Annotated in this window: 23 protein-coding genes and 1 pseudogene; 1 reads left to right on the top strand and 23 read right to left on the bottom strand. The window is 29.6% G+C overall.

Features of this window, described 5'->3' with window-relative positions:
* Nucleotides 1-305 precede the first annotated feature (305 nt).
* Entirely contained in the window at nt 306-1,325 is a 1,020-nt protein-coding gene (locus tag KO500_RS13705) for a DUF4138 domain-containing protein (RefSeq protein ID WP_215957129.1), read from the top strand.
* 601 nt (nt 1,326-1,926) lie between these two features.
* Here the strand turns inward: KO500_RS13705 and KO500_RS13700 are convergent.
* The 23 genes and pseudogenes from KO500_RS13700 to KO500_RS13590 form a co-directional block, all read right to left on the bottom strand.
* Nucleotides 1,927-2,079 (bottom strand): hypothetical protein, encoded by a 153-nt coding sequence (locus KO500_RS13700; protein ID WP_215957128.1) that lies wholly within the window; start codon nt 2,077-2,079, stop codon nt 1,927-1,929.
* A gap of 649 nt (nt 2,080-2,728) precedes the next feature.
* Nucleotides 2,729-3,052 (bottom strand): hypothetical protein, encoded by a 324-nt coding sequence (locus KO500_RS13695; RefSeq protein WP_215957127.1) that lies wholly within the window; start codon nt 3,050-3,052, stop codon nt 2,729-2,731.
* A gap of 152 nt (nt 3,053-3,204) precedes the next feature.
* On the bottom strand, nt 3,205-4,137 hold the full coding sequence (locus tag KO500_RS13690) for a hypothetical protein (protein ID WP_215957126.1): 933 nt from the start codon (nt 4,135-4,137) through the stop codon (nt 3,205-3,207).
* Complete coding sequence (locus KO500_RS13685; protein ID WP_215957125.1) at nt 4,137-5,921, bottom strand: hypothetical protein; 1,785 nt, start codon at nt 5,919-5,921, stop codon at nt 4,137-4,139. Before KO500_RS13685 ends, KO500_RS13690 begins: the two co-directional genes overlap by 1 nt.
* Before the next feature lie 16 nt (nt 5,922-5,937).
* Nucleotides 5,938-6,123: a hypothetical protein gene (locus KO500_RS13680; RefSeq protein WP_215957124.1), complete on the bottom strand. Its 186-nt coding sequence runs from the start codon at nt 6,121-6,123 to the stop codon at nt 5,938-5,940.
* A 102-nt stretch (nt 6,124-6,225) separates the two neighbouring features.
* Nucleotides 6,226-7,071 carry a YARHG domain-containing protein gene (locus tag KO500_RS13675; RefSeq protein WP_215957123.1) on the bottom strand — a complete coding sequence of 282 codons (846 nt, stop codon included), beginning with the start codon at nt 7,069-7,071 and terminating at the stop codon, nt 6,226-6,228.
* 264 nt (nt 7,072-7,335) lie between these two features.
* Nucleotides 7,336-8,094: a YARHG domain-containing protein gene (locus tag KO500_RS13670; protein WP_215957122.1), complete on the bottom strand. Its 759-nt coding sequence runs from the start codon at nt 8,092-8,094 to the stop codon at nt 7,336-7,338.
* 205 nt (nt 8,095-8,299) lie between these two features.
* The gene (locus KO500_RS13665; RefSeq protein ID WP_215957121.1) at nt 8,300-8,536 is read right to left on the bottom strand and encodes a hypothetical protein; all 237 of its coding nucleotides are present in this window, start codon (nt 8,534-8,536) and stop codon (nt 8,300-8,302) included.
* A gap of 281 nt (nt 8,537-8,817) precedes the next feature.
* Entirely contained in the window at nt 8,818-9,057 is a 240-nt protein-coding gene (locus KO500_RS13660; protein ID WP_215957120.1) for a YARHG domain-containing protein, read from the bottom strand.
* 182 nt (nt 9,058-9,239) lie between these two features.
* The gene (locus KO500_RS13655; protein WP_215957119.1) at nt 9,240-9,698 is read right to left on the bottom strand and encodes a hypothetical protein; all 459 of its coding nucleotides are present in this window, start codon (nt 9,696-9,698) and stop codon (nt 9,240-9,242) included.
* 9 nt (nt 9,699-9,707) lie between these two features.
* Nucleotides 9,708-10,163: a hypothetical protein gene (locus tag KO500_RS13650; RefSeq protein ID WP_215957118.1), complete on the bottom strand. Its 456-nt coding sequence runs from the start codon at nt 10,161-10,163 to the stop codon at nt 9,708-9,710.
* Between the two features lie 412 nt (nt 10,164-10,575).
* A complete protein-coding gene (locus KO500_RS13645; protein WP_215957117.1) occupies nt 10,576-11,853 on the bottom strand; it encodes a hypothetical protein in 1,278 nt (425 codons plus the stop codon).
* A gap of 298 nt (nt 11,854-12,151) precedes the next feature.
* Nucleotides 12,152-12,655 (bottom strand): hypothetical protein, encoded by a 504-nt coding sequence (locus tag KO500_RS13640; RefSeq protein WP_215957116.1) that lies wholly within the window; start codon nt 12,653-12,655, stop codon nt 12,152-12,154.
* Entirely contained in the window at nt 12,633-15,596 is a 2,964-nt protein-coding gene (locus KO500_RS13635; protein WP_215957115.1) for an N-acetylmuramidase family protein, read from the bottom strand. The genes KO500_RS13640 and KO500_RS13635 overlap by 23 nt, the downstream gene beginning before the upstream one ends.
* A gap of 170 nt (nt 15,597-15,766) precedes the next feature.
* Nucleotides 15,767-16,063, bottom strand: a pseudogene (locus tag KO500_RS17385) (PAAR domain-containing protein); the annotation flags it as partial.
* Between the two features lie 11 nt (nt 16,064-16,074).
* Nucleotides 16,075-17,907 (bottom strand): type VI secretion system Vgr family protein, encoded by a 1,833-nt coding sequence (locus tag KO500_RS13625; RefSeq protein WP_215957113.1) that lies wholly within the window; start codon nt 17,905-17,907, stop codon nt 16,075-16,077.
* A 97-nt stretch (nt 17,908-18,004) separates the two neighbouring features.
* Entirely contained in the window at nt 18,005-19,867 is a 1,863-nt protein-coding gene (locus tag KO500_RS13620; protein ID WP_215957112.1) for a type VI secretion system baseplate subunit TssF, read from the bottom strand.
* A gap of 15 nt (nt 19,868-19,882) precedes the next feature.
* Nucleotides 19,883-20,314: a GPW/gp25 family protein gene (locus tag KO500_RS13615; protein ID WP_215957111.1), complete on the bottom strand. Its 432-nt coding sequence runs from the start codon at nt 20,312-20,314 to the stop codon at nt 19,883-19,885.
* A 9-nt stretch (nt 20,315-20,323) separates the two neighbouring features.
* A complete protein-coding gene (locus KO500_RS13610) occupies nt 20,324-22,780 on the bottom strand; it encodes an AAA family ATPase (RefSeq protein ID WP_215957110.1) in 2,457 nt (818 codons plus the stop codon).
* A gap of 5 nt (nt 22,781-22,785) precedes the next feature.
* Entirely contained in the window at nt 22,786-23,295 is a 510-nt protein-coding gene (gene tssO / locus KO500_RS13605; RefSeq protein ID WP_215957109.1) for a type VI secretion system TssO, read from the bottom strand.
* 9 nt (nt 23,296-23,304) lie between these two features.
* Nucleotides 23,305-24,447, bottom strand: a complete 1,143-nt coding sequence (locus KO500_RS13600) for a hypothetical protein (RefSeq protein ID WP_215957108.1) — start codon at nt 24,445-24,447, stop codon at nt 23,305-23,307.
* A gap of 9 nt (nt 24,448-24,456) precedes the next feature.
* A complete protein-coding gene (locus tag KO500_RS13595; protein ID WP_215957107.1) occupies nt 24,457-25,323 on the bottom strand; it encodes a TssN family type VI secretion system protein in 867 nt (288 codons plus the stop codon).
* Nucleotides 25,324-25,328: 5 nt separating this feature from the next.
* Complete coding sequence (locus tag KO500_RS13590) at nt 25,329-26,240, bottom strand: hypothetical protein (protein WP_215957106.1); 912 nt, start codon at nt 26,238-26,240, stop codon at nt 25,329-25,331.
* Between the last annotated feature and the right edge of the window lie 4 nt (nt 26,241-26,244).

Genomic DNA, 26,244 nt, shown 5'->3' with positions numbered 1-26,244 from the left:
TAAAACTTTAATATTTTTCGCTAATAACGAGCAATTACAAATTTAAGAAATGAATATCGTTTTAATGCTTTAATAGTTTTTATAATTACGATGTTCAACAACTATTTAAGAATAATTTTCACTAAAAAAGAACATATTATATACCATAAGCAATAGAATACTAACAAATCTATAATTCCATATTTTAGAAGCTACTTTAAACGATTATATTTTTTATAGATTAAAGTCTTGACTAAATTAGCGCTCAATTTTGTAAGAAAAAATTTTCAATTACATAGTAAGGTAACCCTATACTTATTTTAATTATGAGCAGTAAATACTTTAAAATTTTCTTATTTATTATTGTGTTTGTTACGCAATTAACATATGCGAGAGTAAACGGCCCTATAACTATTACTATAAATGAAAATAATACTATTACACTTATATTTCCTACAGAAATAGCAAATGTTGTTTCTCCTTCTTCTGATTTTCAATTCAGTTATGACGACATGAGTAATATGGGTATTTTAAAAACAAAAAAGACAAAGCAATTGAGTAATTTAACGGTTACTACAATTGATGGAAATATCTATTCATTTTTACTACAACCATCTAATAAAGTTGTAAATTTTGTATATATACTTACTGCTTCTGACGCAGTAGGAAGTATTAATGCTAGCAATGTTATTAAAAGTGAAAATAACACAAAAATAGGTGCCACTGATATGGCTAAAGAAAATACTATTGAAACTGAAATAGAATCTCAGACTTTAGAAGTTGAAAAAGAAACTCCCTCAATTGTTATTGAGAATAAACAAGAAGAAGTTACAGCTGATATTAATAAAGAAGAACAAATAGAAGTTGTAGAAGCAAATACAAAAGAAGAACTCATAGAAGAAGAATTTACCGTTATTGAAGATTTATACAGTTCTGAACCAGAAATGTATTATCAAATATTTTGCGAAAATATGCCTAATGAAAAACCAAGCATTAAAAATGTACATAGCAAAATTAGTGTTATTGATTTTAAGTTGAACACTATAGTTTTTGATAAAAATGAAATGTATTTTGAATTAGAAATTATTAATAATTCGGCGAAAGTTTACCCGCTTAATGATCTCAATTTTCACGTAAAGAGTTGGAAAGGCACTGCTTTTAAAGTAGAACCTTTATACCTACACAATTACCCGGAAAAGCTAGAAAAAAACACAAGTTACAAGATTATTAGTGTACTTAAAAACACAAAACTTAGTAAAAAACAGCAATTGTACATCACGTTAAATTGTTTTGACAATGACCGATTTATAATGCTACAACCATCAAATGAGTTGATTAATAGATAAGATTATAACCCATTATTTTTTAGATTCTCTATATTACTTAATAATTGAAAATAAATTTGACTTTGTCTTAAATAATCAAGTCCTGATAAACAGAATATGTAAGGAGTTCCATTATTTTCGTAATAATACACAATATACAAATCGTCATCATCTTAATTAATAATAAACCCTTGGTCCGTTTTAAGGACTGTTTCTATTTCATTAAAAACACTTAAACTTTTTAGCGTTTTTTTAAGGTTTCGTTATTAAAATCATTTTGCCTTAAATTAATTTTAGTATTTAAACTAATGGCATCAAGCTCTTTAAATAAAGGTTGAACGGTACTATCTCGAATAATTAATGCATTGTTATAGTCTTTCAGCTCAAAAGCAAACTTTATATATTTTAGGTAATTCAGTTTCAAGTTCAGGTATGAAATCTCTAATAGTTGTAAATAATTTTCTTTGTTGGCGCGAGATTAAATTTTCAAAATTATTCCAGTTAATCTCTTTGGGTGCATTATCCTTAATTGTGAAAGTTTTTTACCAATTATAATTTGGACAAAATATTTGAATACAAATCTTGCTCTGGTAATTTTTTAAATGGATTTTCTTTTTATAGGCTATGAAAAACTTCTAAACGATTTAATTCTTTTAAATAAGTGATGTGTAACACTTGATGTTTTCTCTATTGCCATAAATAATAACGTATCGAGAAAGGCAATTCTAGAAAAACCTGGTTGGCTACCATCAATATCTATTGGACCAAATCTCATTTTATCTTGGCTGTCATCTAGAGTTTTCCTAAAGCTATACCGAATAGATGCAAGTGCGTAAAAATTTTCAAAATTAATTAGCTCGGTTACTGTTTTTTTATTTAAAAAATTAATAACTACGGTGCTGTCATAAATTTCTTCAAATGATTGCAGGCTATCATATTCGTATAGATTTTCTGCTGTAATAGTAATATATTCTGTATCTATTTTTAATAGATCTGCACAGCCTACAACAAAAATAAATATGAATGATAACAGTAATTTAAAAAAAGTTTCATAATAACTTAATTTGAGTTATTATACATAAAAAAAACTCTATTGAGTTGTAATATTATTTTAACAGAGCAGTAGTAATGTTTTAATTATATGAATATTAATGTGTTATTAAAGTATTTGTAAATTATTGACAGTTAATGGCTTTCCTTTAGGAAGAACCAGCCTATTTTATTTAGATATCTACACACTAATTCAGAACAATCCATTTTATTTAAAGCGCTGTCAGTTAATTCAGACCTCAAATGAGCTTTACTTCCTGACTCTTGAGCATAACTAACTTTATAATAATTAGTGCCTGAATATATATCTTGATTACCTTCAGCATCTGAATAAGCTTTGTAATTACTTGTTCTTTCTCGTTCCGCTTGTGTAGCTACTTTACCATGATTCCAGTCTGTTCTTGTTGAAAACCACGTCCTTTATAAGGCATATAACCATGGTTATTTCCAAATTCCTCAGTAGCAGTAAAATAATTGGTTTCCGTATACATATTTGCTAAATAATGTATTTTATGAGAACAATTAGTAATGCCAAACTTAGCAAAAGAAGTATTTAAGACCTCTGTTAACTTTTCATAATTATGATCGCTTGCAGGAACACCACCTTTACCATGAAATAATTTTTCCCCATGATGTTCTGTGATTGGTTTTTTATTATAGAAAGTATTGTAACGAACGTACTGTACAATTCTTTTCAAGTCCTCCGTAGTAAAATTTTTATTACAAAAACTTTCGCCAGTAGGGTTGCAAACTTAGCAGAGCGGAAAAATACGTGGTTGGAAAGATTAACTTTTAAACCATAAAAAACTACAATAATTAGTTGTTTTTTTTATTACTTAAGATAAAGCATTTAATTTTTAATTTTACACATTTCATTATTATTAACATTTTCAGGTATAGAATTAAATCCTTTGCCTGAAAGAAACTCTTCCATATTTACATCTTGTTTCACATCACAGATATAAGTTTTAGAATCTTGCCAGTCTGTTTTTTCATATATAGTTTTATCTAGTTTCCATATATTAGGTACGTTATATTTAATATAATGAAAAGCTTGAAAATTTCCTCCATCAGGAAATACAGTATGCAAAATAAATATTTCATCATCATCTTTAGATTGTGAAATATTATGAATTATGTTACCTCCATCTTCAGAAAAATTTACACTTTCTAATGCCAATATATAATTATCATTTTTCTTACAAAATAAATACAATGAGTTTCCTTTATAAGGTTTACTACTTACTATTTTATCTAACACACCATCATTATTGACATCTATATCTTCAATAAAAAAATCTTTATTATTTTCAAAAACAGATAAAGATTTACTACTCTTTTTAACTTTCGAATAATAATCAACTAATGAATACTTTATAGGTTTTCCATTAATATAATCAATAATAAACCATGGGTCTTTAAAATCTTTTTTGGTTATTTTAATATTTTGTTCATCAAAAAAATAACTACTTTTTGAACTGAAAATAATATTTTTAATTTTTAAATCTCTTACAATACCTGCCATATAAAAATTAATGTCATCAGCTATTATATAAAAATTATCTTCTCCATGCTTCTTCTTTAAGATTTCTATTTCTTCTTCATTTGGCATTACAAAAATAACATTAGGACTTTTAATTATGGTATCATTAACAGTCTTAATATACCTGTTTTTAATTGTAGAATCATCGACATTTTTAGATCCTATATTTTTTATTTTTTCTCGCTTACAAGAAGAAATAAAACTAAAAGTTAATATTAGTAATATTACAAGTTTTTGCATTATTGATTTATTTGAATGTGATAACAACTGTTTTCTTCTAAAATTTTATCTAATTCAGAACGTTTTTCCATTTCGTCCCAAAAATTTGTCTTGTCTGTTAAATTTCCGTATGATACATCAAAAGTATTCATAACTTCAGGATCCGCAAGATGTTTAGATACTGTTGATGGACCTATCTCTAATATTTTATCTTCCATCTTCTCAATAACTTCTTCTTTACTTTTTCCTAAATTATCTTCAGCCGTATAGACATCAATCACTTGATCTCCAGAAGAAGCATATATCCCCTTTTGAACTGAAGCTCCTGTAGATTTACAATTTTCATACATAATTCTAGCTTGGTCATACGGAGTTCTAGCAGTACTTGTAATATGAATATTAAAGTTTCCTGAAGCTTCTCCTTCTTCTTTTAAAATATTTTTAGTTTTTTCTGATAATGATGATTCTGTTGATGTTTCCCCAGTAAAATGAAGAATTACACCATTATTAACGATAGATTCTGGTTCCTGTTCAACTCTATTAATATTTGAGACACATTTCGCGTCATATTTAAAAATTTTCTTCAATTTTTTCAAATAATCTCTCCTTTCTTGTAATCCATTACTGCCTCCATTAACAAACCAACTTATGATATCTATATGATCATTATCAGCCATTAGGTTTAAATCTACAGTTCCATATTCATCCGAATTACCTTCGTTGTCGTAAATTATTATACTTTTAGGATAACTAGCATTATAAACACTAACGTATGATGGAGCGGTTGAAGGAGCTGTCCATGTTGTTCCTACATTCAAAGCTTTTCCTTTTTCCCAAAACCAAGCAGCAAAATCAAAAGCATTAAATAGATTATTAGAAATCGATTCATAATCTGTTACACATTCTACATTACTATAGTCTTTATATTTAATGTAGTTAGATTTCCACGTAAGTTGCATAAGACCTCTACCTGTGTAAGGAGCATATGGTTTTTGCGTAGCATATTCTTTATTCGTTCTTAACCTATCAGTTTCATGATAAATTTGTGCTAAAAAGTGCATACTTCTAATGCAAGTGTCAATAGTATAAGTGTTAAAAGCTTTATTTAATTCCTTCGTGAATTTTGCGAAAGTTTTATCTGTTTCTGGTAAATCACAATTACTTTTAAAAAATAATTTTTCTTTATTAGACCCTACATAAACAGAAGATTCTGATTTACGTAATGCAACTATTATCTTTTTAACTTCTTCTTCCGAAAGATCTCTATCACAATAATATTCATTTTCCCCCTCTGGGAACATCAATTTCATTTGATTGATAAAAGCAATAGGGTGGAAGTGGTATACATCATTAGCGGTAGGCATTAATCGTTCAGGGGCTTTTACTTCTTCTATTTCTGTAGTTTCAGTTGATTCATCAGTTACTTCTAGAGTTTCTGTTTGTGTTGTTTCTGGTTGCGGTGCATGAATATCATTTTGAACAGGATCAACTGTAATTTCATTCAGGCTCTGATCATTAGCAGGAGTAAGTGCGTATGGACTATCTAATATACCAAATACTTCCAAATTTAAAGGTTCTTGTTTTTTTCTTTTTTTATTCTCTGGTTCTGGTGGTATATATGTCTTTCCTTTTAATTCTTCCCAAAACATCATTTTTTCTACCTGCTCTTCTAAACCTTGTAATTTTTCTTTTTTTAATTCACTTTCAACACTAGGGTCTTCTAAACTTATATAATAATCATAAATTTTACTAACCTCGTTACTTATTTGTTTTGGTGTATAAGCCCATTCTAGCAGTAACGGCACAAGCGAGACGCTTGCGCTAGCGGGAGACAAAATCTAATTTATGACTATCATTAACTAATCCTTTGTTTACAATACAATAATTTAGAGAATCATCTAATATTTTAAAATACGTTGGTCGAATAAATAAATCTACCCAATCAATTATTGTTATTGTCGCAAATGTTGGAACGGTACTATCTATGACTTTATATCTCTGAGACATTGTTTCAAGATAATAAATTGCATTGCAAATACTAAAGAAAATTAGACACACTTCACAGAAGTGCGCCAGGGTTGCGGATTTGGCGCGCTAGGGAGAAAGTTTTTATTCTAACTCGGTTAAACCGTTTTCTGTTAGTTTATATTTAATTACTTCTCTTCGAAGTTCTTTAATAGGATATCGATTTTCTTCTGTACTATTTTCTTTGTCCCATATTTTGAAAATTTTATATACTTCTAACGAATCAACATCCAGCTTGAAATCTATATCATAATAACCTGAATTAAAACTGTAACCATTTACATTAATAATAGTCTCGTAAAGTTTTATATATTCTATTTTATTATCCTTAATAGTAGCTAGCCTAACCATGTGCTGTTCACCAACTTTAAAATAGGATATTAGTTTATATTTAATGCCAATCGGATTACAAGTGATATCGCAAACCAAGCCTTCATCATAAAATATTTCAGCGATTTTTTTTCTATTATCTGAATTGTAATCTATAGGTTTTAATAGTTCATAGTATTTATCAGAGTTTAATTTGTTTTCTGTGATTGGGTATATATTTGAATTAGTTTTAGCTAAATGATCGATACACATTATTGAGCTACTAACTTCTTTCTTATTAAAGAAATCTTCCTCGATGTATTTGATTTGATTTATATAATTTTTCTCTTTTTCTGAAAAATTTAAAGATTCAGGGTTTAATTTATTATTAGGTTTATACCAAGTTTTAGTTTTAAAATAAGTATTTAAATCCTCATTTTTAAAAACATAACCTTTACGTGCAAAAACTTCATTTCTAAGCAAGCATAAATCTTCTTCGGTTTTTGTTTTTAATACTTCTTCTGATAAATACTCAAAAGATGAAATTAGTTCTTTTGATTCTGTTTGCCCTCTACAAGACAAAACAGTACAGAGTAATGTAAATAATATAATTTTCTTCATTATAGTTGTTTTGTCTAATTTCTGAATCTAAAATATCCTATCCAAACTCCTTGATTAAAAAGCATTACGCTCGTAATCGAGTAAGTAAGATACATAAGAGTAAAAGAAATAAGTGATGAAAATTATTTTATTCAAAGCTGTAACGGCACAAGCGAGACGCTTGCGCTAGCGGGGGCGAAAGTTAACTAAAACATTTATAATTTTAATTGATGTTTTCTTACTCGATATGGCACTTGTTACAAACGAGCGTAAGAGAGTAAAAATTTACAACTTAACTAAACCTGTATCTGTAAGCTTGTATTTTTCAACCTTAGTTGATACTTTTTTGTCTCGTTCCCAATCTTCTATAGTAATTTCTAAATCCTTGTGATTTAATACAAAATCATATTCTTTATGATTGTTATAAGGGCCAAAACTACCATAAAGTTTTTTGATTTCGATCAAGTCACCAATAACTAAATATGAGTGTAGATTTTGATTTGGATATGCTGTAATTATAAATCTATATTTGTTAGGATTTAGACAATCAAGATTAAAAATAGATCCATCAAACAAAATTTCTTTTATTTCCGGTTTAAGGCTGTCATGACTTAACTCAATATCAATTAGTCCGTTTGGAAGTTCCTCATTTTCTATTTTAGAACCCGACAAGGGGTATATCTTTGATTTATTATGATCATAATAATTAATACAATTAACTATTGAGGAATCATTTTCTACCTCTTCTAAGGTCTTTATTTTAGAAATATAACTACTTTCTTTTTCAGTAAATGATAAAGAAATATTTGGATTAGGTTTATACCATGATTTAGTTTCGAAATAAGTATTTAAATCATCATTTTTAAAAACATAACCTTTTCTAGCATAAACTTCGTTGCGGAGTAAACCTAATTCTTTTTTAGATTTTGTTTTTAATACTTCTTCCGTTAAATACTCAAAAGATGAAATTAGTTCTTTTGATTCTGTTTGCCCTCTACAAGACAAAACAGTACAGAGTAATGTAAATAATATAATTTTCTTCATTATAGTTGTTTTGTCTAATTTCTGAATCTAAAATATCCTATCCAAACTCCTTGATTAAAAAGCATTACGCTCGTAATCGAGTAAGTAAGATACAAAAGAGTAAAAGAAATCGATGATGAAAAATATTATTATTAAAGCAGTAACGGCACAAGCCAGACGCTTGAGCTAGCAGGGGATATCGGGTTTAATCTTTATTAAAAAAAAATTATAATTCAATCAAACCAGTATCAGTAAGTTTGTATTTATTTATTAGTTTTTCAGTATCAATATTTTCTTCAGTTTTTATTGTATTTAGTTCTAAAATGTTTCTATTTAAAATAAAATCCTTGTTAATATTATCCCATAAATCACCTCTTAACCCATATATTTCTAAAACATCATCCCTGTCCAATTTATTAGTTGAAATAAAAACATATTCAGAATCAGTACAATAAGTTACCATTAATATATAGAAAAAATCTTTTTTACAATTTATCTTATAGAAAAATGGTCCTTTACCTTCACAAGTATAATTTCTAAATTTTTCTAGATATTCAAAATCATCTAATTCGGAACCTTTTAGTATAAGTTGAGTTTCTTTAGATAATATTTTCTCACCTGTTAGTGGGTATAAATTACTATATGGCCAACTTTCACAAGTATTAGTTAAAGAGTAATTATTTTTTTTAAGAAATTTAATCTCATCAAGATAATCTTTTTCAGTATCTGATAAAGAAATTTTAACTAATTTATTTGGTGAATACCAGCTTTTTTTTTAAAGAAATCGTTTAAATCTTTACTTTTAAAAACATAACCTTTTCTAGCATAAACTTCGTTACGGAGTAAACCTAATTCTTCTTTTGATTTAGTCTTTAATACTTCTTCTGATAAATACTCAAATGATGAAACTACTTCTTCTTTTTCTATTTGTCCTTTACATGACAAAATGCTACATAGTAATGTAAATAATATAATTTTTTTCATTATAATTGTTTTGTGTAATTTTTAGGTCTAAAATATCCTATCCAAACTCCTTGATTAAAAAGCATTACGCTCGTAATCGAGTAAGTAAGATACATAAGAGTAAAAGAAATAAGTGATGAAAATTATTTTATTCAAAGCTGTAACGGCACAAGCGAGACGCTTACGCTAGCGGGGGCTTTATACTATTTCCTTAATTCACAATACTTTTCTGTATTGAACTCTTCAAATAACTGCTCACTATCTATAGTGCGAATATCCATATTCAAACTATCCATTATACAGTATTTATTACGCCCTAAAATATCTTGCTTAAATGGAAAAAAAGCTTTAAGATTTTTTAAAAATAATGTACTATCCTTATAGATAAAATTCCAGTCTACAAAATTCCCATAACTGGAATCGTATTCATGGACTTTTAAAGTATCTCTACTAAAGTAATACTCAGATTCACTATCTAAAAATGAAGAAAAATTAAACTTTAAAAGCACCTTATCTTTTAAAAAGATGAAGATCTCCCCTTCTTCTACTAAAACATCCTTTATATCATCGTTACCTACATTTATTACTTCTTTGGTTTTCAGCTTACAAGAAACCAAAAAAATAAATATTAGTAAAAAACAAAATGTTAGCTTAAATTTCATATAGTACTATTATAAAGAAGTTTTAGAAAAAAACTTATTATTCTTCTTAGACAATATTATTTCATATGTTTCTTCTGCCAAATGATCTCCATCATCTGTTTCAAAAATCTCTTTGTAGTCTATATAAAAACTTATAGTTTCTAAACATTTTCCAGAATATTTAATAGGTCTTGCCGAGCACTTGCTTTCTTTCAGTTTTCTTAAAATCAAATCACTATGTTTTTTTGTGTAAAAAACATTTGACTTTTTTAAATCAAAATCCCCCCCCTGCTTTAGAACCTTTTCTATTTCAAAATAGTGACTATTTAACGTTATAATATCATTTTGCGTAAAACAATTTGGATTTTTAACAATAGTATTCGTTTCTTTTTTCACATCCTCTTTTAAATTCTCCTCCTTCTTCTTTTTGCATCCTGTAGCAATTAATAGAGGTAATAATACAACTGTAATAAGAAATTTATTCATTTTAGTATATTTAGTGTGTTGATGCATAACTACCATCTTCATTCTTATTCATCTCAGGAAGCTCATAAGAAGATGGAGTATATTTTATAGGTTTCATTATAGCGTATTCATTACCTATTGTGACAGTTCCATACTTTATTTGCTGAGCTCCAGAAATAGTTCCATCACCTTGATTTCCACCTATATAAACATATTTTTCTAGCGTGGTATTTTTCCCAACGATAACTGCACAATGAGAATAATTTAATACTATAACTGCACCTACAAATGCTTCACATTCCTCACCTTCTTTCCAACCTGTAAGTCCAGCTACATTTTTATCTGACGCCTTAACATTACCTTCTGGTGCCCAGTCAAATGCATACCAATTAGAACCTGTATTAATATTAGAATATCCTGCTTGAACAAAACATCAATACACAAAAGACGCACACCATGATATACTATGGTCCCCACTTTTTCTTCCAGGTTTATGATATTCTATTATTCTTTCTTTTAACGGAGATTCAACTTCATTTAAACCTTTATATTCTGCAAATTCTTGGTATATATATTTAACCCAAGGAGCAAAATCACTTGACTCTAATTCTTGTTTATTTTCATTGTTGACACAAACAAAATCATATTTAAAAATATTTTTTAATATTCCATAATATTTTTTTCGTTCAGATTTCCCACTACCACCTCCATTAACTAACGTAGATATATAATTTATATATGTATCACCGTGCAAAGCTATGTCATTTAATGGTTTACCTTTTAATTCTGAATATTTTGAACCTGCTTTTTTATAATTAGACCAGAACCATCCAGCAGAATCCATTGCATAGAAAAGATTATCTGAAATATACTTCTCATAATTATTACTTCGCAACTCAAGTTCTGTATCTGTCTTACCTTTTAACGTACCTTCTTTTTTAGCTGCATATTTTAGATATTCTATTTGCGACTTTCGCCAAGTCAATTGCATAAATCCACGCCCTTTATATTTAGGGCCATCTCCAGCTACTGTATGTCCCATTTTTGCTGCATCTCTATGTTGTCCAGGATTATATCCTGTACCATCTGCAAACTCTAAACCTGTAGTAAATCGTGCTGATTCCCAATATATCTGAGAAATAAAATGAATTTTCTGAATACATTGATTTATTCCGTATTTCCTTGTTGTTTTATTAAATTCTTCCGTTAACCTTTCAAAAGTTTTATCATTACTTGGAATAGCACAATTACTATGGTTCAAGATTCCTTTCCCAAGTTTCTCACTCTTACGAACTTGAATAAATATATTTTTAAATTCTTCAGTTGTTAAATCACGATTACAATGACATTCTCCAGTTTGCTCTCCAAACACCAGTTTCATGTGGTTTATAAAAGCAATAGGGTGGAAGTGGTATACATCATTTGCGGTAGGCATTAAACGTTTAGGGGCTTTTACTTCTTCTATTTCTGTAGTTTCAGTTGCTTCTAGAGTTTCAGGTTGTGTTGTTTCAGGTTGTGGTGCATGAATATCATTTTGAACAGGATCAGCTGTAATTTCATTCAGGCCCTGATCATCAGCTGGAGTAAGTGCGTATGGACTATCTAATATACCAAATACTTCCAAATTTAAAGGTTCTTGTTTTTTTCTTTTTTTATTCTCTGGTTCTGGTGGTATATATGTCTTTCCTTTTAATTCTTCCCAAAACATCATTTTTTCTACCTGTTCTTCTAAACCTTGTAATTTTTCTTTTTTTAATTTTTTTAATTCACTTTCAACACTAGGGTCTTCTAAGCTTATATATTAATCGTAAATTTTACTAACCTCGTCACTTATTTGTTTTGGTGTATAAGCCCATTCTAAAGTATGCTTGCATACCAATTTAGCACCGTTAAGTTTAAGCGGTTTATTCTTAATACTCATTACTTAAAAGTACAAAAGCTAATTAAAATAGTTGCCTTCTTACTTGATAAGGCACTTGTTGCAAAAGAGCGCTAGCGGGGTCTATAAATTAATTTAAAATTAAATCAATTTTTTGATCACAAACATTTATCCGTTTTTTTTCAATCTTTATGTCATAATCAGATTTTTCCATATTAAAATTTCCAGTTTCAATTGAGTCTATAATTTCTAATGAATCATTAAAATAAATAATTTTATAATAAACAGGTCTTACACTTTCATACTCATAAAATATATTATTTCCCTCCAATTCCAAATTATGAAAATTTGATTCCATTAGAGTATGTGTTAAAATAGTTTCGCTCTGCGAACATAATTTATTCTTTAAATTAAGAATATAAATTATATTTGAGTTTATAGTATCTATTGAAATACTTATGCTATTTTTTTTTTGATAGCTCTTGCGGTTAGTATTCTCAGTTATTTTTGTAAGTGAATCTAATTCTTTTTGATTATTTATATTTTCATTTATTTCTTCTGAATGATTATTTTTCATTTTACAAGAAGATAAAATTAAAAAAAAATAAAAACTAACTATTATTATATTTTTCATAAGCTTTTTTCATTTTGTTATCATAATCATTTTCGTAATATTTAGGGCCATTATAAAGTCTTGCTATGTTTTTCCAATCCTTGGCCTTCATTGCATTTATTATAGAAGGGGCGACATCCTCTAAATAAGTCCTAAAGAATCTAAATTGTTGTATTTCACACATGTTTTGTGCTTTTTCTAAGTCTTCAGCTGAATCATACAAATATGTATAATACTCTCCAAGGACTTGAAATTTACCCCAAGATGCACTCATAATAGGAATAGATCTGTTATTATCAAGAAGTTCAGAAGCATCTTTTAATCTTTCATGCTCTTTAATACCACCTTTATATCCACCTCTAGCTTTATTAAATAAATTGTCATTGGAAGTTTGTAACTCATCTGCTTTAACTTTACCTTTTTGTTTTTTTGTATGTTTATAAGCTTTATGCCTTTCATACAATATTTTTGACAATTGTGGATCTTTGGAAATAAAAGAATTTCGTCCTCCACTCTCCACCTTTGCGACTGCTTTAAATACATTTTTTTCAACACCCATTTCTTGTGAAAGAGTATCATAATGTTTTTCTTCAATAAGTTTTCCTTTACCACCACAAGGACTATTGACAATTCCCATTTTATAACAGTAACAATCGGATGGCGCATTCAATTTCATATGTTCGACAAAAGCTATTGGATGAAAGTGCCAAACATTTTTTTGTGAAGTTTTAAAATTTCTAATATTTTTTTTGTCTGCTTCTTTTTTTTCTTCTTTTGTAAAATAATAATATATAAAAGCAGCAGGCAGTAATGTTAGTGTTGATAAATTTGAAAAAGTACTTTTAGTTTCCTGTTCTCCTTTTTCTACCTTATCCCAAAAACAGGTGTTTTTTACGCGCTTTTTTAATAAAGCTATATTTTCATCCTGTTTAGCTTCTAAAGTTTTCTTCTTATCCCCAGTAGCTTGGTTTAAACCTATTTTATAATATTCTTTTATTTCTTTTTCTATTTCTGACTCAGTATAACTCCATTCACTTTTATGTTTGCAAACTAATTTGCTGAACTGTGATAATACTTTTGCACTTTTTGCTGTTCTATTCCATTCATTTTCATCAATAATGTTATCATTATTTTCATCAATAGTTTTCCAGATTTTTTCTAAAAAAGGAGAGGTTTCAATGTTGTTTTTTACATCTTTTACACTATAACAATATTCGTCACCAGCATCCATAGCTTCAAAACCAAATTCTTCCCAATTAAATGCTGATATTTTTGTTATTTTTGGGTCATCAGTTTTAATCCATCCTTCTTTTGAATTATAAGTTATTTTATAATATTGTTTTTCACCATCTTTGTATTTAGGTATGCTAGTACTATTAACTCTAAAGATTTCTTTAGTGATAATAGCATCACTTTCAGTACTAGGTTTTGTTATATAATACTCTGATATATCTTCAGCTAAAGTAAACTCATCATTTTTTATAGGTTTTATTAATACATTTTCTGCATTTTCTTTTTGTATAGCAGCATTATTTTTTACCCAAAAAGTTTTATCATGATGTTCAGGTCTAAACTCAGCCTCTCGTTCTTCTGATGAGCCTTCTATATATTTTAAAAAATATAATTTTGAGCTTGCTTTTAAATATTTACCGAATAATGCTTTTATAATTTCATAGCATTTAATTTCTTTTTCAACCCCATCTATAGTTTCTGTATAATCATCTTTAATTGTATAGTGGTCTGTTCCATTATCATATCCATCATAAAGGTGTTTGTACAATACTACAGCACTAGGTTTAATTATTTGTATCTTACAATAATTGTCGTCAATTTCTAAAATTTTTACTGGAGTGTGTTTTTTTATGGCAATGCTTTTTTTTAAGTTCGGAAGTAATTCAGCTCCTTTATCAATTTTTAAGAATTTTTTATTCTCTTCTTTCTCTGCATCTTTTCCACCTTTTAAAAAATCTTTTGGATCTTCAAAACTAAAAACCTCAACATGTGCCGCTCTGTATTGTGAAATGCTAGGCGAATCAAACAAACCTGTATGACCTATAATTGTTCCTGCTTTAAGCAGTCCATCTGATTTTACTATTTTATCAAAAAAAAGATTTTCTTCATCAATTGTTTTGGTTTTAGTTAGATTATCATCATTTTTAATAAATCCTTCTTCATCTTCTAACTTTAACCATTCATTAGTACTCTTTTTTTTATCTATTTTGATTTTTGCATTTTTCTCTATAACTCTTAATTGTTCTGACGTGTCTTTTGCTTCTTCATAAACAATAACTCCCTTCTTAGGTGACTTGTCTCCTTTATAATTAGCCTTACCATTTACTATAAGACGCTTAGAAACGTAAACATCACTATGTGTGTTTCCTTCATAATCTTTGCACTTAATCTTTTTATATTTTTTATTTGATTCTAATAGTATTTCTTTACCATTACTGGTTAATGTTTCAACAGTTGTTTTATATTTTAAAAAAACAGGATTTGTTCTGTCTAATTCCTTTTCACTATTTAATTTGTAAACTTCTAATCCATTGATAGCATCTTTGGCTTGGCCTGATACTTTATAAGAAAATTCAGCGAGAACGTCTGGTATTTTTTTCTTGCTATAGTCATTTTTTTCATAATCCTTTTTACTCATTAAATGATTGTACAGACTATAAAAAGTAAACTCTAAACCCTCTTCGCTCTTATAATGGTGTTGCATTAATACAAAACCATTAGAATATTTAGGATTGTCTTTTCCCTTTCCTATATCTTCATAGAAATATTTAGTTGGTATCCTGTATGCTATAACCCTACCATCTGCTATGCATTTTACATGTGAGTCACCTTCAATATGTATTCCTCCATGCCATGCATTAAATTTACCAATAGGGTATATACCAAATCTATTACTAGGTTTTAAACTGTCTGCTAAAGATTTTATATTGTAAGGATATTCTATGTTCATAACTACATACTAAATGAAAAATCGTTTAAATACCCATTTTTATCTGCTTCTTCACGAAGCGCCTCTTGCTTAGCAATGGCCTCGGTTAATTGTCCTCTAAGGCTTGAATTAATGGTAGGAAATGGTATTTTCTGTAATGGCATAATAGCAGTTGCGGCACTTGTACCTGTACCAATTAAAACGGTAGGTTCTCCTGCTGTAATTGTTCCACCGTGTGCTGTAGAATCTCCCATTGTAGCAGCAGGTTTTCCGCCAATTAAAACAGTACTTTCACCCATTACAATAGTATCAGGTGGTCCTGCGCAGGTGCATAGATCACCCATTACTGATGCAGGTTTACCACCTATTAAAACTGTAGGTATTCCTGGTCCAGAGATAGGTCCGCCAACATGTGGTGGTGGTGGAGTTCCTGGGTTTAGCATTGGGCATACATGCATGCTTCCTACTGTTGCTGCTGGTCCTGGCATACTATTCTATTTTAATTTATTTTTACGATTGCACCTGAAACTTCGGTTAATGCGCTACCTGTTACTTTTGTTTGTGCTCCATTAACTTCAACAGAAGCTTGCCCTTCAACTATAGTATTAGCACTAGATATTGTAGCATCACTTGTTGCTTCAATTGCTATATTAGAATCGCTATTAATTGTAGTATCTAATGCAGATTGTAATGCTAATGTACTTTCAGATATGATATTTGTACTACCTTCTGATGCCGTATTTATATCAGCTTGTGCTTGAAGGTCAATATTTTCTTCAGCAATCATTTTAATATTTTTCGCTTGGAACTCTATACTTTCTGTAGCTGTAATATATAATGATTTGGCTTGCGTATCAAAGGTAATTATGCTTCCTTCATGATCATAAATGTTTATCTTTTCTTCACCATCAGTATCATTTAATTCTATAGTATGGCCACTACGGGTGCGTATACTCTTTATGTTATTTTCGGCATCAGCAACACCGCTTTTAGCACTGCTATTAAACCCTGCACTCAATACATAAGGTTTTTCAGGGTTGTTGTTCTCAAAACCAACCAATACTTCTTCATCTACTTCAGGTATAAAATAGAATCCTTTTCCATTACCACCGTAAGGAGTATTCATTTTTATCCATGGTGTAGTAGTCCCCATATGGCTTTGCCACGGAAATTGTACTTTTATTCTTCCTAAACCATCAGGGTCGTTATTGTCTAAAACTTTTCCGCGTTGTTCTTCTGCTGTTGGAGTCGCAAAAACAGCACTGTAATGCGGGTGTTCTGTACCTTCGGGTACTCCTTCAAAATGATTTTCATAATTACCGCTATGGTCAAAACGGTGTGCTACTTTGGTAATCATATACGATCCAAAAGCATCACGTCTTGTTTTATCTGAAAAGCTTGTGCCTTCAATAGTTAAACTATCACCTACTCGTAACCCTACAATTTCAGAAGTACCACTGGCAATAATCATATTTGCTGCCTTTGATAAAGTATCTACCTTAGTAATATGGTCTAAACCTTGTTGACCGCTATATTCGTTTTGGTTGTAATTCCAAGAATAGTTTTCTTTTTTAGCAAATAATGCTTCCGATTCACTTTTTACAACTCCGGCATACATATGCCCATTTTGAGCACTAAATGAAGAGGAAACTGCTTCTAGTTCGCTATCATTTACCCAATCTTGAGATTTAAAACCGCTATTTTGTGACTGTAAGGTTGTGGCAAGTCCAAAATTCTGGATATTTTGTCCGTATACACCATTTAATTGTTGGTCACCTGTACGGCCTACACAAAAAGTACGTCCATTATCATACATCCAAACGCCATAACGTGCACACATACGTTGCAAGAATGAAAAATCTGATTCGTTATATTGTACGGTATAGGGCAATTGAATATCGGTACCTGTGCCAATTTCCGTTTTTAAAAGATCGGTAGCATGGCCGTTAAAAGTATCTGAAATTACTTGACTAAACGAAGTACCTTCTTCATAACTGAAACATTGTACAGATCTAGATAATAAAATACTTGCACCTTGACCCGAAATAACAATAGCACCTGATGCTCCAATACCTTTTTGTAAACTTACGGAAGTGATAATTCCTACATATTCTAATTCGCCATCATTTACACCTATAGATATCTTCTTACCAGAATAATTAATAGAATTATTCATTAATATACCATTGTAACCCTCAGTAGCATTGGTTTGAAAAACAACACTAAAAGAACTATGCGTTCCCATGGATTGTTCTATAGAAACCTTAAAACCTGATTTAGGAAGAAAAGTTTCTCCATCAATAATAAGTGTAGGCGTAATTATTTTAGGCATGGTTGTAGTATTTATTGTGTTAAAGTAAACACAATGATTTAGGTTGACAAAAAATACAGCTGTAATTCGATGAATTACGTAAAATTTTATATAGCTATTAGTTGTAAAATACTCTAAAAGGTAAAATATTAGCTGACCTTGATTTTAAAGCAATTAAGACTTCTTTCTTTAAATATTCCCAACTATTATCATCGTATAAAGATTCTTCATTTTTTGTAATATACACATCGGTTGTAGGGGTGTAGCCAACGCTTTCTTCTAAAGCAACTTCAACACCTTTTTTTACCGATACTTCAGAAATATTTTCTTTATAGATGCCGAAACAATGTTGAACAATATCTTGTTTGGTAATAATTTTACCTTTAGAAAGTACGTGCTCTCTATAAGCATATATTTTATCACTAGCTGTTGCTTCATCTTTACCGCCAACTGTACCTGTTATAAAGGTTAATGAGCTTGGTAAAAATGCGGTACCAGAATATTGAACTAGTTTTACATACGGATTAATTTTATTGGCCTTACCACCAACAGTGCTCCAGTAATTCGCAAACACAAATTGATCTTTATTTTTCTGTATACTATTTTTATTAATTACTAAATACGGAATTTTATTTTTAGTAAAATCCCTTAATTCAATCTGTTGCTCTATTCTTGAGATTATCTGTTTTAGGTCTTTTAGGTTAGTATTTATAAAATCGTCGTTCATTGCATTAAATGCAATACTATCTTCCTTTAATAAATCTAAAGTATAATTTAAAAGCTCAGAGGCATCACGCTCATCAAAACGAGATACACCACCAAAACGTAAATATGCTTGGGTACTAGTGCTACTGTCTTCACTTTTTCTATCTTGAATAAAATAGGTGTTTCCGCTATCACCAGTAATGTCTTGAACGTCAAAAAAGTAATCTTCTTCAACCTCTAATGGTAAAATATTAAAGTAGGGTTTTAAGCGTCTGTTTGTTTCGTGTCTTTTTTTATTTAAAACAGGAAAACAGTTGATATGACAATGTAAATTCTCTAACATAAAACTAGAGACTACAGTTGAAAAACTGATTTTGATCCATACTAATTCATCGTCAAAATGTTTTAAATCTTTTTCTGATAAAAAAGTTTCAAAAGCCTCAGGATAGTTTTTCTTAGCTCCGTTAATATCTATATCATCGGTTATGGTATAAAAATGATCTTGGTAAAATTCTTTTACATAATTTTCATAAAATTTAATTTTACTCGGTATAGCTTCATTAATATACGTAGTAATATCACTACCTAAATTTTGTTGTTCGTTATACCCTTTAACTACATTTAATGGCGTGTCATTTAAGGTCCAATTGGCAATACTTAATTGATGTGTTAATATATTTTTCTGGGAGAAATTAAGTAAATCAAAATAACAAATTAATTGTTGAATAGATTTAATATCTGCATCAGGTTTAATACCTAAATAGATGCTTGTTTCTTCAGGAGAACCCTCAAAACTACTTTTACTTAAAAACGAAATGTTCCTATGATTTTTATACGATACTATTTTATCAGGGTAAGCAATGTATTCTAATGCACAGTTATTTATTTTAAAATCTCCGGCAGGGGAAAAGAAAAAGTCTTCAAAGTCATTTTTACCACTTTCTCTAAAAATGGGCATTCTTTTTCTATGGTAGAAAGCTGAGCGCTCATTAATATCTAAATTACTATCAATTGGCAAAGCATGCATTACTGCGTGAGCAGGTTTAGCAGTTACTGAAACTTGTGGTGTTAAAAGATCAACTAAGCGCTCTGTAATTCTTGTACGACTTGTTTTTATTGTATCTGAAATACGCTCAAACTCATGTGCACAAGCATCAAAAAGTATACTTATTATAGGGTCAAGGGAATATTCAATTTCCATTTCATCCATTCCCCAAGTATCCGCAGCTCTTCTAATTAGGCGTTCTTTTATTTCTTCTTTACTTAATGATTTCATGCTTTGAGTGTGTGTTTACTTATATGATAATGGAGCTAAATAATAATCGCCAGAAAAATAATAAGGCTCATTTGTTTTTCTTAAGGTACCTGAAATAGTAATATTTAAATACTTTTTGAGTCTTACTTTATTCGAATTTTCCGATAATTTTTCTTGTAAATTAATGGTCAAATTTACACTACCTAATCGCTTCTCATAGGTTTCAATTTGGTTGGTTAATGACTTTTTAATTCGTTCTTTTAAAACATTGGCATTTACCAATAAATCAAAATCTGTTTCCCAAATTTCGCTACCAAAATCTTCATCAAAAACATACTCTTCAAAATAAGTAGTAATTATTATACTTATAAACTGAGAGATAGAATCTTGAAGTGAAATTTTACGCAACTCTTTTTTTTCAAAAAAGCGCTTAAAATCAAATGGAGCTTGGTAGTATGGTTTTGCCATAGGTTATTTTTAGTTGCTTACTTTAAAAACTACATTATTATCTTCTAGACTAATATTTACCGTTTGTGGTGCTGTTATTTCACCAGAAATAATCATACGTGACAATGGTCTTTTTAACTTATTTCTGATAACTGCCTTTAAAGGTCGAACTCCGTAAGTAGGAGAGAAGCCATCTAATGACAAGAAATCTTTAGTCTCTTTATCTATATTTAACGTTATTCCTAATTTATCAGCCAATACCAATAATTCTTTTTTCAAGTGTAAATTGAAAATTAAAGGTGCATTCTCTTTTGAAATAGGAGCAAACGGGATAATCTCTGTTATTCTACCTAAAAATTCAGGTCTAAAATAAGGCGACATAATTTCTAGTATTTCATCTGATGCAGGTGTAACTCCTTCTTCTATTTTTTTAGATATAAATTCAGACCCAATATTTGATGTAAAAAGAATTACGGCATTAGAGAAATCACCCACTTTACCTAAACGATCACTAAGCTTACCTTCGTCTAAAATTTGTAAGAATACGTCAAAAACAGATTGATGCGCTTTTTCTATTTCATCAAAAAGAACAATAGAATATGGTTTTTGTCTTATTTTATTCACCAACATTCCACCCTCTTCGTAACCAACATAGCCCGGAGGCGCACCATATAAAAGTGCCGCAGAATGTTCTTCTTTAAATTCAGACATATCAAAACGAATGATAGCACTTTCATCATTAAACAAAAACTCTGCTAATGACTTTGCTAATTCCGTTTTACCAGTACCAGTAGGCCCTGAGAAAAAGAACGAACCAATTGGTTGCCCTGCTTTTGATAAACCTGATCTAGATTCAATAATAGCCTCAGTTACTGTTTTTACAGCGTGGTCTTGGCCAATTACACGCTTTTTGAGCGTTTCTTCCATTTCCATTAAACGCTCTCTTTCTTGGGTTTGAACTTTACCAGCCGGAATACCTGTTATACTCGATACCATTGCCGCTAAATCTTCATCAAAAATTTCAGTCAATTCCTTCGTAGAGTGTTCTTCTATTTTTACAAGTATATCGTTAATGTAACTTAATTTTTTATCATACGTAGCAAAAGATAAAGCATCTTCGGTGTCGTATTTACCAATAATAATTGGTCCTAATTTATTTTTTAATTCCACATAAATCCAATCTAACTCTTCTTTACGTTGTTCTTCAGAGAGATCACTGGCTTTTTTATTTAAAAACTCAATTTTAGCCTTTAAATCGACTAAATCTGCCGGTAATGATTGTTGCGATACTTTCGCCGCCGCCATTGTTCTATCTACTAAATCTAAAGCAGAATCAGGTAAATTCTTTTCTTTTAAATATCTTTTTGAAAACAGAATAGCTTCCTTAAAAGTATCATCAGCTATTTCTAGTTGGTGATGATCTTTGAAAGTTTGACCCACATTTTTAAGAATTCTAAATGCCGTATCGGTATCAGGTTCATCTAAAACAACCGTTTCAAACCTTCTATTTAAAGCATCATCTGCAGTGATATGTTTTCTAAAATGTTCTGGTGATGTTACACCGATTATAACCAACTCACCTTTATTTAATTCAGATTTAATTACATTTAAAATTCCTTGACTCATTCCGCTATCTTGCAATAATGCATGAAAATCATCTAAAACCAGAATAGGGAAGTTGTATGACTTTGCCTCAGTGAAAATTTCTTTTAACCTATCTTCAACTTCACCTTTATAAGAAGCTCCTGAAAGTAAATCACTTGTATGAATTTCTAAAAGGGTCGCTTGTTGCAGTACATCAACTATTTTCTTTTCTGCAATAAGAACTGCTAAATTTTTTATTAAAACAGATTTACCAACACCTGATTCACCTTGTATGATTACATTAGGTTTTGACTTTCTACTAAGTATTTCAGTAATACTCTTTAACTCTTTATCTCTATTAACAATATATTCAAAATCACCACTTTGTGCCTCTTTTACAATATCAGAAGTGTATTTTGATAAAATACCACCTTCTTTTGTTTGTGAAGCAGCACTAATTTTAGGCGCTGCAGTACTTATTGTTGTTTTGTTTGACTTAACAGTATCTAAAAGCTGTGTATGTGTTATTGGTAATGATTTTAGTTGATCAAAATTAAAACCAACACCTGGTGTTATTGCTGCGATGAATAATGTAAATAAATCTACATCTTCATTACCTGTTTTATCTTTAATATCCTCAGCTTCAACAAAAACTAACTGAACACCTGAATCTGCTTCAACTTCAGCAGTTCTAGAAGATTTTTTAGCCGCTTGTTCTATATTTACTTCTGCCCATTCTTCAATAAAATAAACATCAACACCCAAATTATGAAGTTTGCGTAACAAAGATAAATCTCTGTTTAAAGAGGCTTTTATTAAATGTGCTGTTGTATAGTTTTGATGTTGATTTTCTTCGGCTATTTGTGACGCAATATAGACTGCTTTTTCTACTTCGTTATTCATACTTATTAGTTTCTGTTCAGTCTTCGAGATAATTCTAAAGCGGTTTCTAAATTTTTAATTCTGTCTTCATATTCATCAATCTGCTCATCTAACTCTTGAATTTCATTCTTAGCATTCTGTACTTGCTTAACATCTCTTTTAGCATCAATTAGCTTTTTGTAAGTAAGAATTAAATTTTCATACATGGCTCTGTTTCCCAAAGAATCTTTTGGGATTTCATTTTTAATAGAGATCAAATCTGAATTTATAGATTGCTCTAAAAAGAAATAACCTTCATTAGTTTTATCAAGCGAATCAATTAATACATCAACTCGAGCTAAATCATTAATAAATTGTTTCTGATACAAGAATTCAAATTTTATCTTTTTATTTTCAGCTCTCAACACTTCATTTTCTTTCCAAGGCAACTTGTGGCTAAAAAATACAGCTACAAAAATTAAGGTCATTGTTACTAAAAACATTAGTAAGAATAGAAGGAAAGCAGATACTCTTTCTTTTTTATTTAAAATTTCCATAATTATATTTTATTCGGCTAGAAATGAAGTTCCACCTGATTTTCCTGATTTATCTTGAACTATATTCTCGTTAACAAAAATTCCCATATCGCGACGTTTACCTATGTAATCTACTTGTGTAAGAATCGTAAACAAACGCTCTATCACGCTCATAAATGAATTAATGATGATTAAATTCTGATTAATATCATTATGCTTATAATCTATATTGATAATGTTCGTGAATATTTTTTCATAATCACCACCTTTAAGATCAGTCCACTCACCAAAATAGTTGAATAACTGCTCTTTATTTTCAGGAGATGCCACATCAACAGCACTTTTGAATATTCTTGAAAAACTAACTATAATTTCAAGAAGTTTTTTAGGAGCCATGTCATATTCTTCCCATTTCACATAAGTAATTTGTTGTGACAAATACACATACAACTTATCTACCACAGTGAACATCGCATCGGCAATAGGATTATCGCTTTGCTTTGTGTTTATTTTTTGAACAATTAAAATAGAGCTACGTTCAGCCATTTTAAGAAAAGACTCTGCGACATTGTAAAAATCAATTAACGCTTCACTAGTTCCTAAAGTAGTCGACGGTGCAATATAATCTGAAGCTGCTACTAATCCATTATTCTCTCTTACAATTTTTGCAATAGGAAGTTGGTTACCAGCTATACCTGATTTTTCAAATTCATTAACATTTACAAAAGAGAAAAAGTATTTATTTGTTGTAAAAGGATACCTAGGAGGCATTTCTTTAGGGTCTTGCTCACCAAAGGCAACATTTTCAACATGATCTACATTTAATAAAACAAAACCTTCTTCCAAATTATTATCAGCAAACTCTTCAACCACAACATCTTCTTTAACAGCTGGTGTTTGGTTCGTTATCTCTACTCGTGTACCATTTGGTGTAATACCGCGTAGTTTTTTAATAGAAATTTTTAAGCTTTTATGCGCATCAATAGTTACTGTATATTCGTTGTGATCACTTAAGTGTGACGCTAATAAACCGTAACCATTTTTACCGATTTGAATACTAGTTAAATCTCTTACACTATGCTCTGCAAAGTCTTGCAGGTTTTGAAAATGCTCTTTCGAGATTTTCATTCCATCGATCCAATTGGTTTTAAATTTTTTGATGTCCTCTATCATAATACTTTATTATATACGTTGGCAAACTACTGTGTCACCGTCGTTTAGGTTGTTTTGTTCTACTGTTAATGTTGAGTTGATATGTTTAGATGCTGAAAACCATTGTGGTTTCGTTTGGAAATACCAACCATGCGGATCTCCAGAATCTTCCATAAGTTCTATTTTTGTAGTTGTTTTTTTACTGTTATAGTCATTGATAAAAAAGAAAAACAACCTGCCAAAATCCATATCTTTTGGTGCTTTTGCTTTAAAACTCGTTAAATGAGTTTCTTTTGTGTTTTTGTAAAACATAAAGTTTAAAACAATCATATTATTTAACTCATAATGTTTAGGAGCTTCATATTTGTTCCCCAAAGGATAATACCATTTAGAATATAATTTTACCGGAATACTAATTGAGTAATTAAATAATGCGTAAAATGCTGTTGGAATACTGAAAGTTGCAGTAATTAAAAAATAATAGCCTAAAAACTCTAAATCTTCAAAAAAAGCAGCTATCATAATTATTGGTACAACCAAAGCTAATGATGTGATTATTGCCACCAAAAGTTCTTTAAATTTATTTTCTAACTCAAATTTATCAAAGAAATAGCGTACGAAATATACATGTAACATTCCTAAAATAAACGAAAAAGTAAGCATAGAAAAATAACGCAATAGGGTAGATGTTTGTTTTAAATTGTAAACAATACAAGTAAAAATTCCCATTACTAAAATACCAGCCAATAAATAAATGTAAAACTTTTTTCTATGCTTTTTAAAACCAGGTGTTTTTGCTGAGAAAAAAGTAAGCACCATTACTGTGAATACCACAATGAACATAAATGGCATTAATGCTTCAAAACTGATTAATGTTTTTAAATAACGTTGTATCATGAAAATTATATTGTAGAAGATATACCAAGTCTGCCTGTAAAAACAGCATCACCTAGTGTAAAATTTTGTTTTTTCTTTGGCAAAGTAAAAGCAATTTCAAAATCACTTTCAAAAGGCATCGTGTGATCTAAAAAATATTGAACTGCCGCAACAATTTTTCCTTGTGGTAAATAATCATGAATATTTTCAGGCTTTTTAATGTTATCAATAGTAAAAGTATATTTAGGTAAATAGGTTTCACCACTTGTTGCTGTGGCAAAATTAACACCTAATTGCAATGGTTGACTATGCATATCTATTGTTGGTATACTAGTGTATGATTTAGTAATTATTAATTTTTCTTCAATTATGGTTTCTATCACTTCTTTTATTAACGGTAAATTTCCTGCAATCTTATGCATAAAAGGCATAGATTTTAATATTTTTCCTGACATGACTAACGGAATTTCTTTATCAATATTCCATAAATCTGACAAAAAATATAGTAATTCTTCGTTTCCTAATGACTCAAAAATACAATCTTCTTCCGTTTCTACTTCAACTCTATGAAGAAAAAATTCTTCTTCTAATGGTTTGAAAAAAGATTGCACGTAATCTTGTTCTGATTTTCTGTTTTTATAAGCACTTACCATTTCATTAACAAATGAGGTACTACCAGTTGTTTTATGAAAGAAACGCTCAGGAAAAATATTATAAAAACCTCTTCTACTAAGTTCTACTATTATTTTTTCTTTATAATCATCTTCTGTTACACCAGAAACGTCTGAACTGTATCTTCTTTTAAAATAATCAGTATAACTATAAGTAACATTAGCGAATTTATTAACACCAGATGCAAATGTTTCTGCTTTAATATCAAATTTCAGATCTTTTAAATGATCTTTGATTTCTTGAATTGTAGTTTCAGAATTTTCCATAAAT

Origin of the sequence: Cellulophaga baltica (assembly GCF_018861125.1) — a bacterium.
GTDB classification, from domain to species: Bacteria; Bacteroidota; Bacteroidia; order Flavobacteriales; family Flavobacteriaceae; genus Cellulophaga; species Cellulophaga baltica_A.
This window is presented reverse-complemented; position numbering and strand designations above follow the sequence as displayed.

Excerpts from the sequence above, each read along its gene's own strand:
- KO500_RS13635 (WP_215957115.1), bottom strand. The coding sequence starts at position 15,596 with ATGAACATAGAATATCCTTACAATATAAAATCTTTAGCAGACAGTTTA.
- KO500_RS13620 (WP_215957112.1), bottom strand. The coding sequence starts at position 19,867 with ATGAAATCATTAAGTAAAGAAGAAATAAAAGAACGCCTAATTAGAAGA.
- KO500_RS13665 (WP_215957121.1), bottom strand. The coding sequence starts at position 8,536 with ATGGTAACTTATTGTACTGATTCTGAATATGTTTTTATTTCAACTAAT.
- KO500_RS13690 (WP_215957126.1), bottom strand. The coding sequence starts at position 4,137 with ATGCAAAAACTTGTAATATTACTAATATTAACTTTTAGTTTTATTTCT.
- KO500_RS13650 (WP_215957118.1), bottom strand. The coding sequence starts at position 10,163 with ATGAATAAATTTCTTATTACAGTTGTATTATTACCTCTATTAATTGCT.
- KO500_RS13660 (WP_215957120.1), bottom strand. The coding sequence starts at position 9,057 with ATGAAAAAAATTATATTATTTACATTACTATGTAGCATTTTGTCATGT.
- KO500_RS13655 (WP_215957119.1), bottom strand. The coding sequence starts at position 9,698 with ATGAAATTTAAGCTAACATTTTGTTTTTTACTAATATTTATTTTTTTG.
- KO500_RS13640 (WP_215957116.1), bottom strand. The coding sequence starts at position 12,655 with ATGAAAAATATAATAATAGTTAGTTTTTATTTTTTTTTAATTTTATCT.
- KO500_RS13625 (WP_215957113.1), bottom strand. The coding sequence starts at position 17,907 with ATGCCTAAAATAATTACGCCTACACTTATTATTGATGGAGAAACTTTT.
- KO500_RS13610 (WP_215957110.1), bottom strand. The coding sequence starts at position 22,780 with ATGAATAACGAAGTAGAAAAAGCAGTCTATATTGCGTCACAAATAGCC.
- KO500_RS13615 (WP_215957111.1), bottom strand. The coding sequence starts at position 20,314 with ATGGCAAAACCATACTACCAAGCTCCATTTGATTTTAAGCGCTTTTTT.
- KO500_RS13675 (WP_215957123.1), bottom strand. The coding sequence starts at position 7,071 with ATGAAGAAAATTATATTATTTACATTACTCTGTACTGTTTTGTCTTGT.
- KO500_RS13670 (WP_215957122.1), bottom strand. The coding sequence starts at position 8,094 with ATGAAGAAAATTATATTATTTACATTACTCTGTACTGTTTTGTCTTGT.
- KO500_RS13590 (WP_215957106.1), bottom strand. The coding sequence starts at position 26,240 with ATGGAAAATTCTGAAACTACAATTCAAGAAATCAAAGATCATTTAAAA.
- KO500_RS13700 (WP_215957128.1), bottom strand. The coding sequence starts at position 2,079 with ATGAGATTTGGTCCAATAGATATTGATGGTAGCCAACCAGGTTTTTCT.
- KO500_RS13645 (WP_215957117.1), bottom strand. The coding sequence starts at position 11,853 with ATGATGTTTTGGGAAGAATTAAAAGGAAAGACATATATACCACCAGAA.
- KO500_RS13705 (WP_215957129.1), top strand. The coding sequence starts at position 306 with ATGAGCAGTAAATACTTTAAAATTTTCTTATTTATTATTGTGTTTGTT.
- KO500_RS13595 (WP_215957107.1), bottom strand. The coding sequence starts at position 25,323 with ATGATACAACGTTATTTAAAAACATTAATCAGTTTTGAAGCATTAATG.
- KO500_RS13680 (WP_215957124.1), bottom strand. The coding sequence starts at position 6,123 with ATGTCTCAGAGATATAAAGTCATAGATAGTACCGTTCCAACATTTGCG.
- KO500_RS13600 (WP_215957108.1), bottom strand. The coding sequence starts at position 24,447 with ATGATAGAGGACATCAAAAAATTTAAAACCAATTGGATCGATGGAATG.
- tssO (WP_215957109.1), bottom strand. The coding sequence starts at position 23,295 with ATGGAAATTTTAAATAAAAAAGAAAGAGTATCTGCTTTCCTTCTATTC.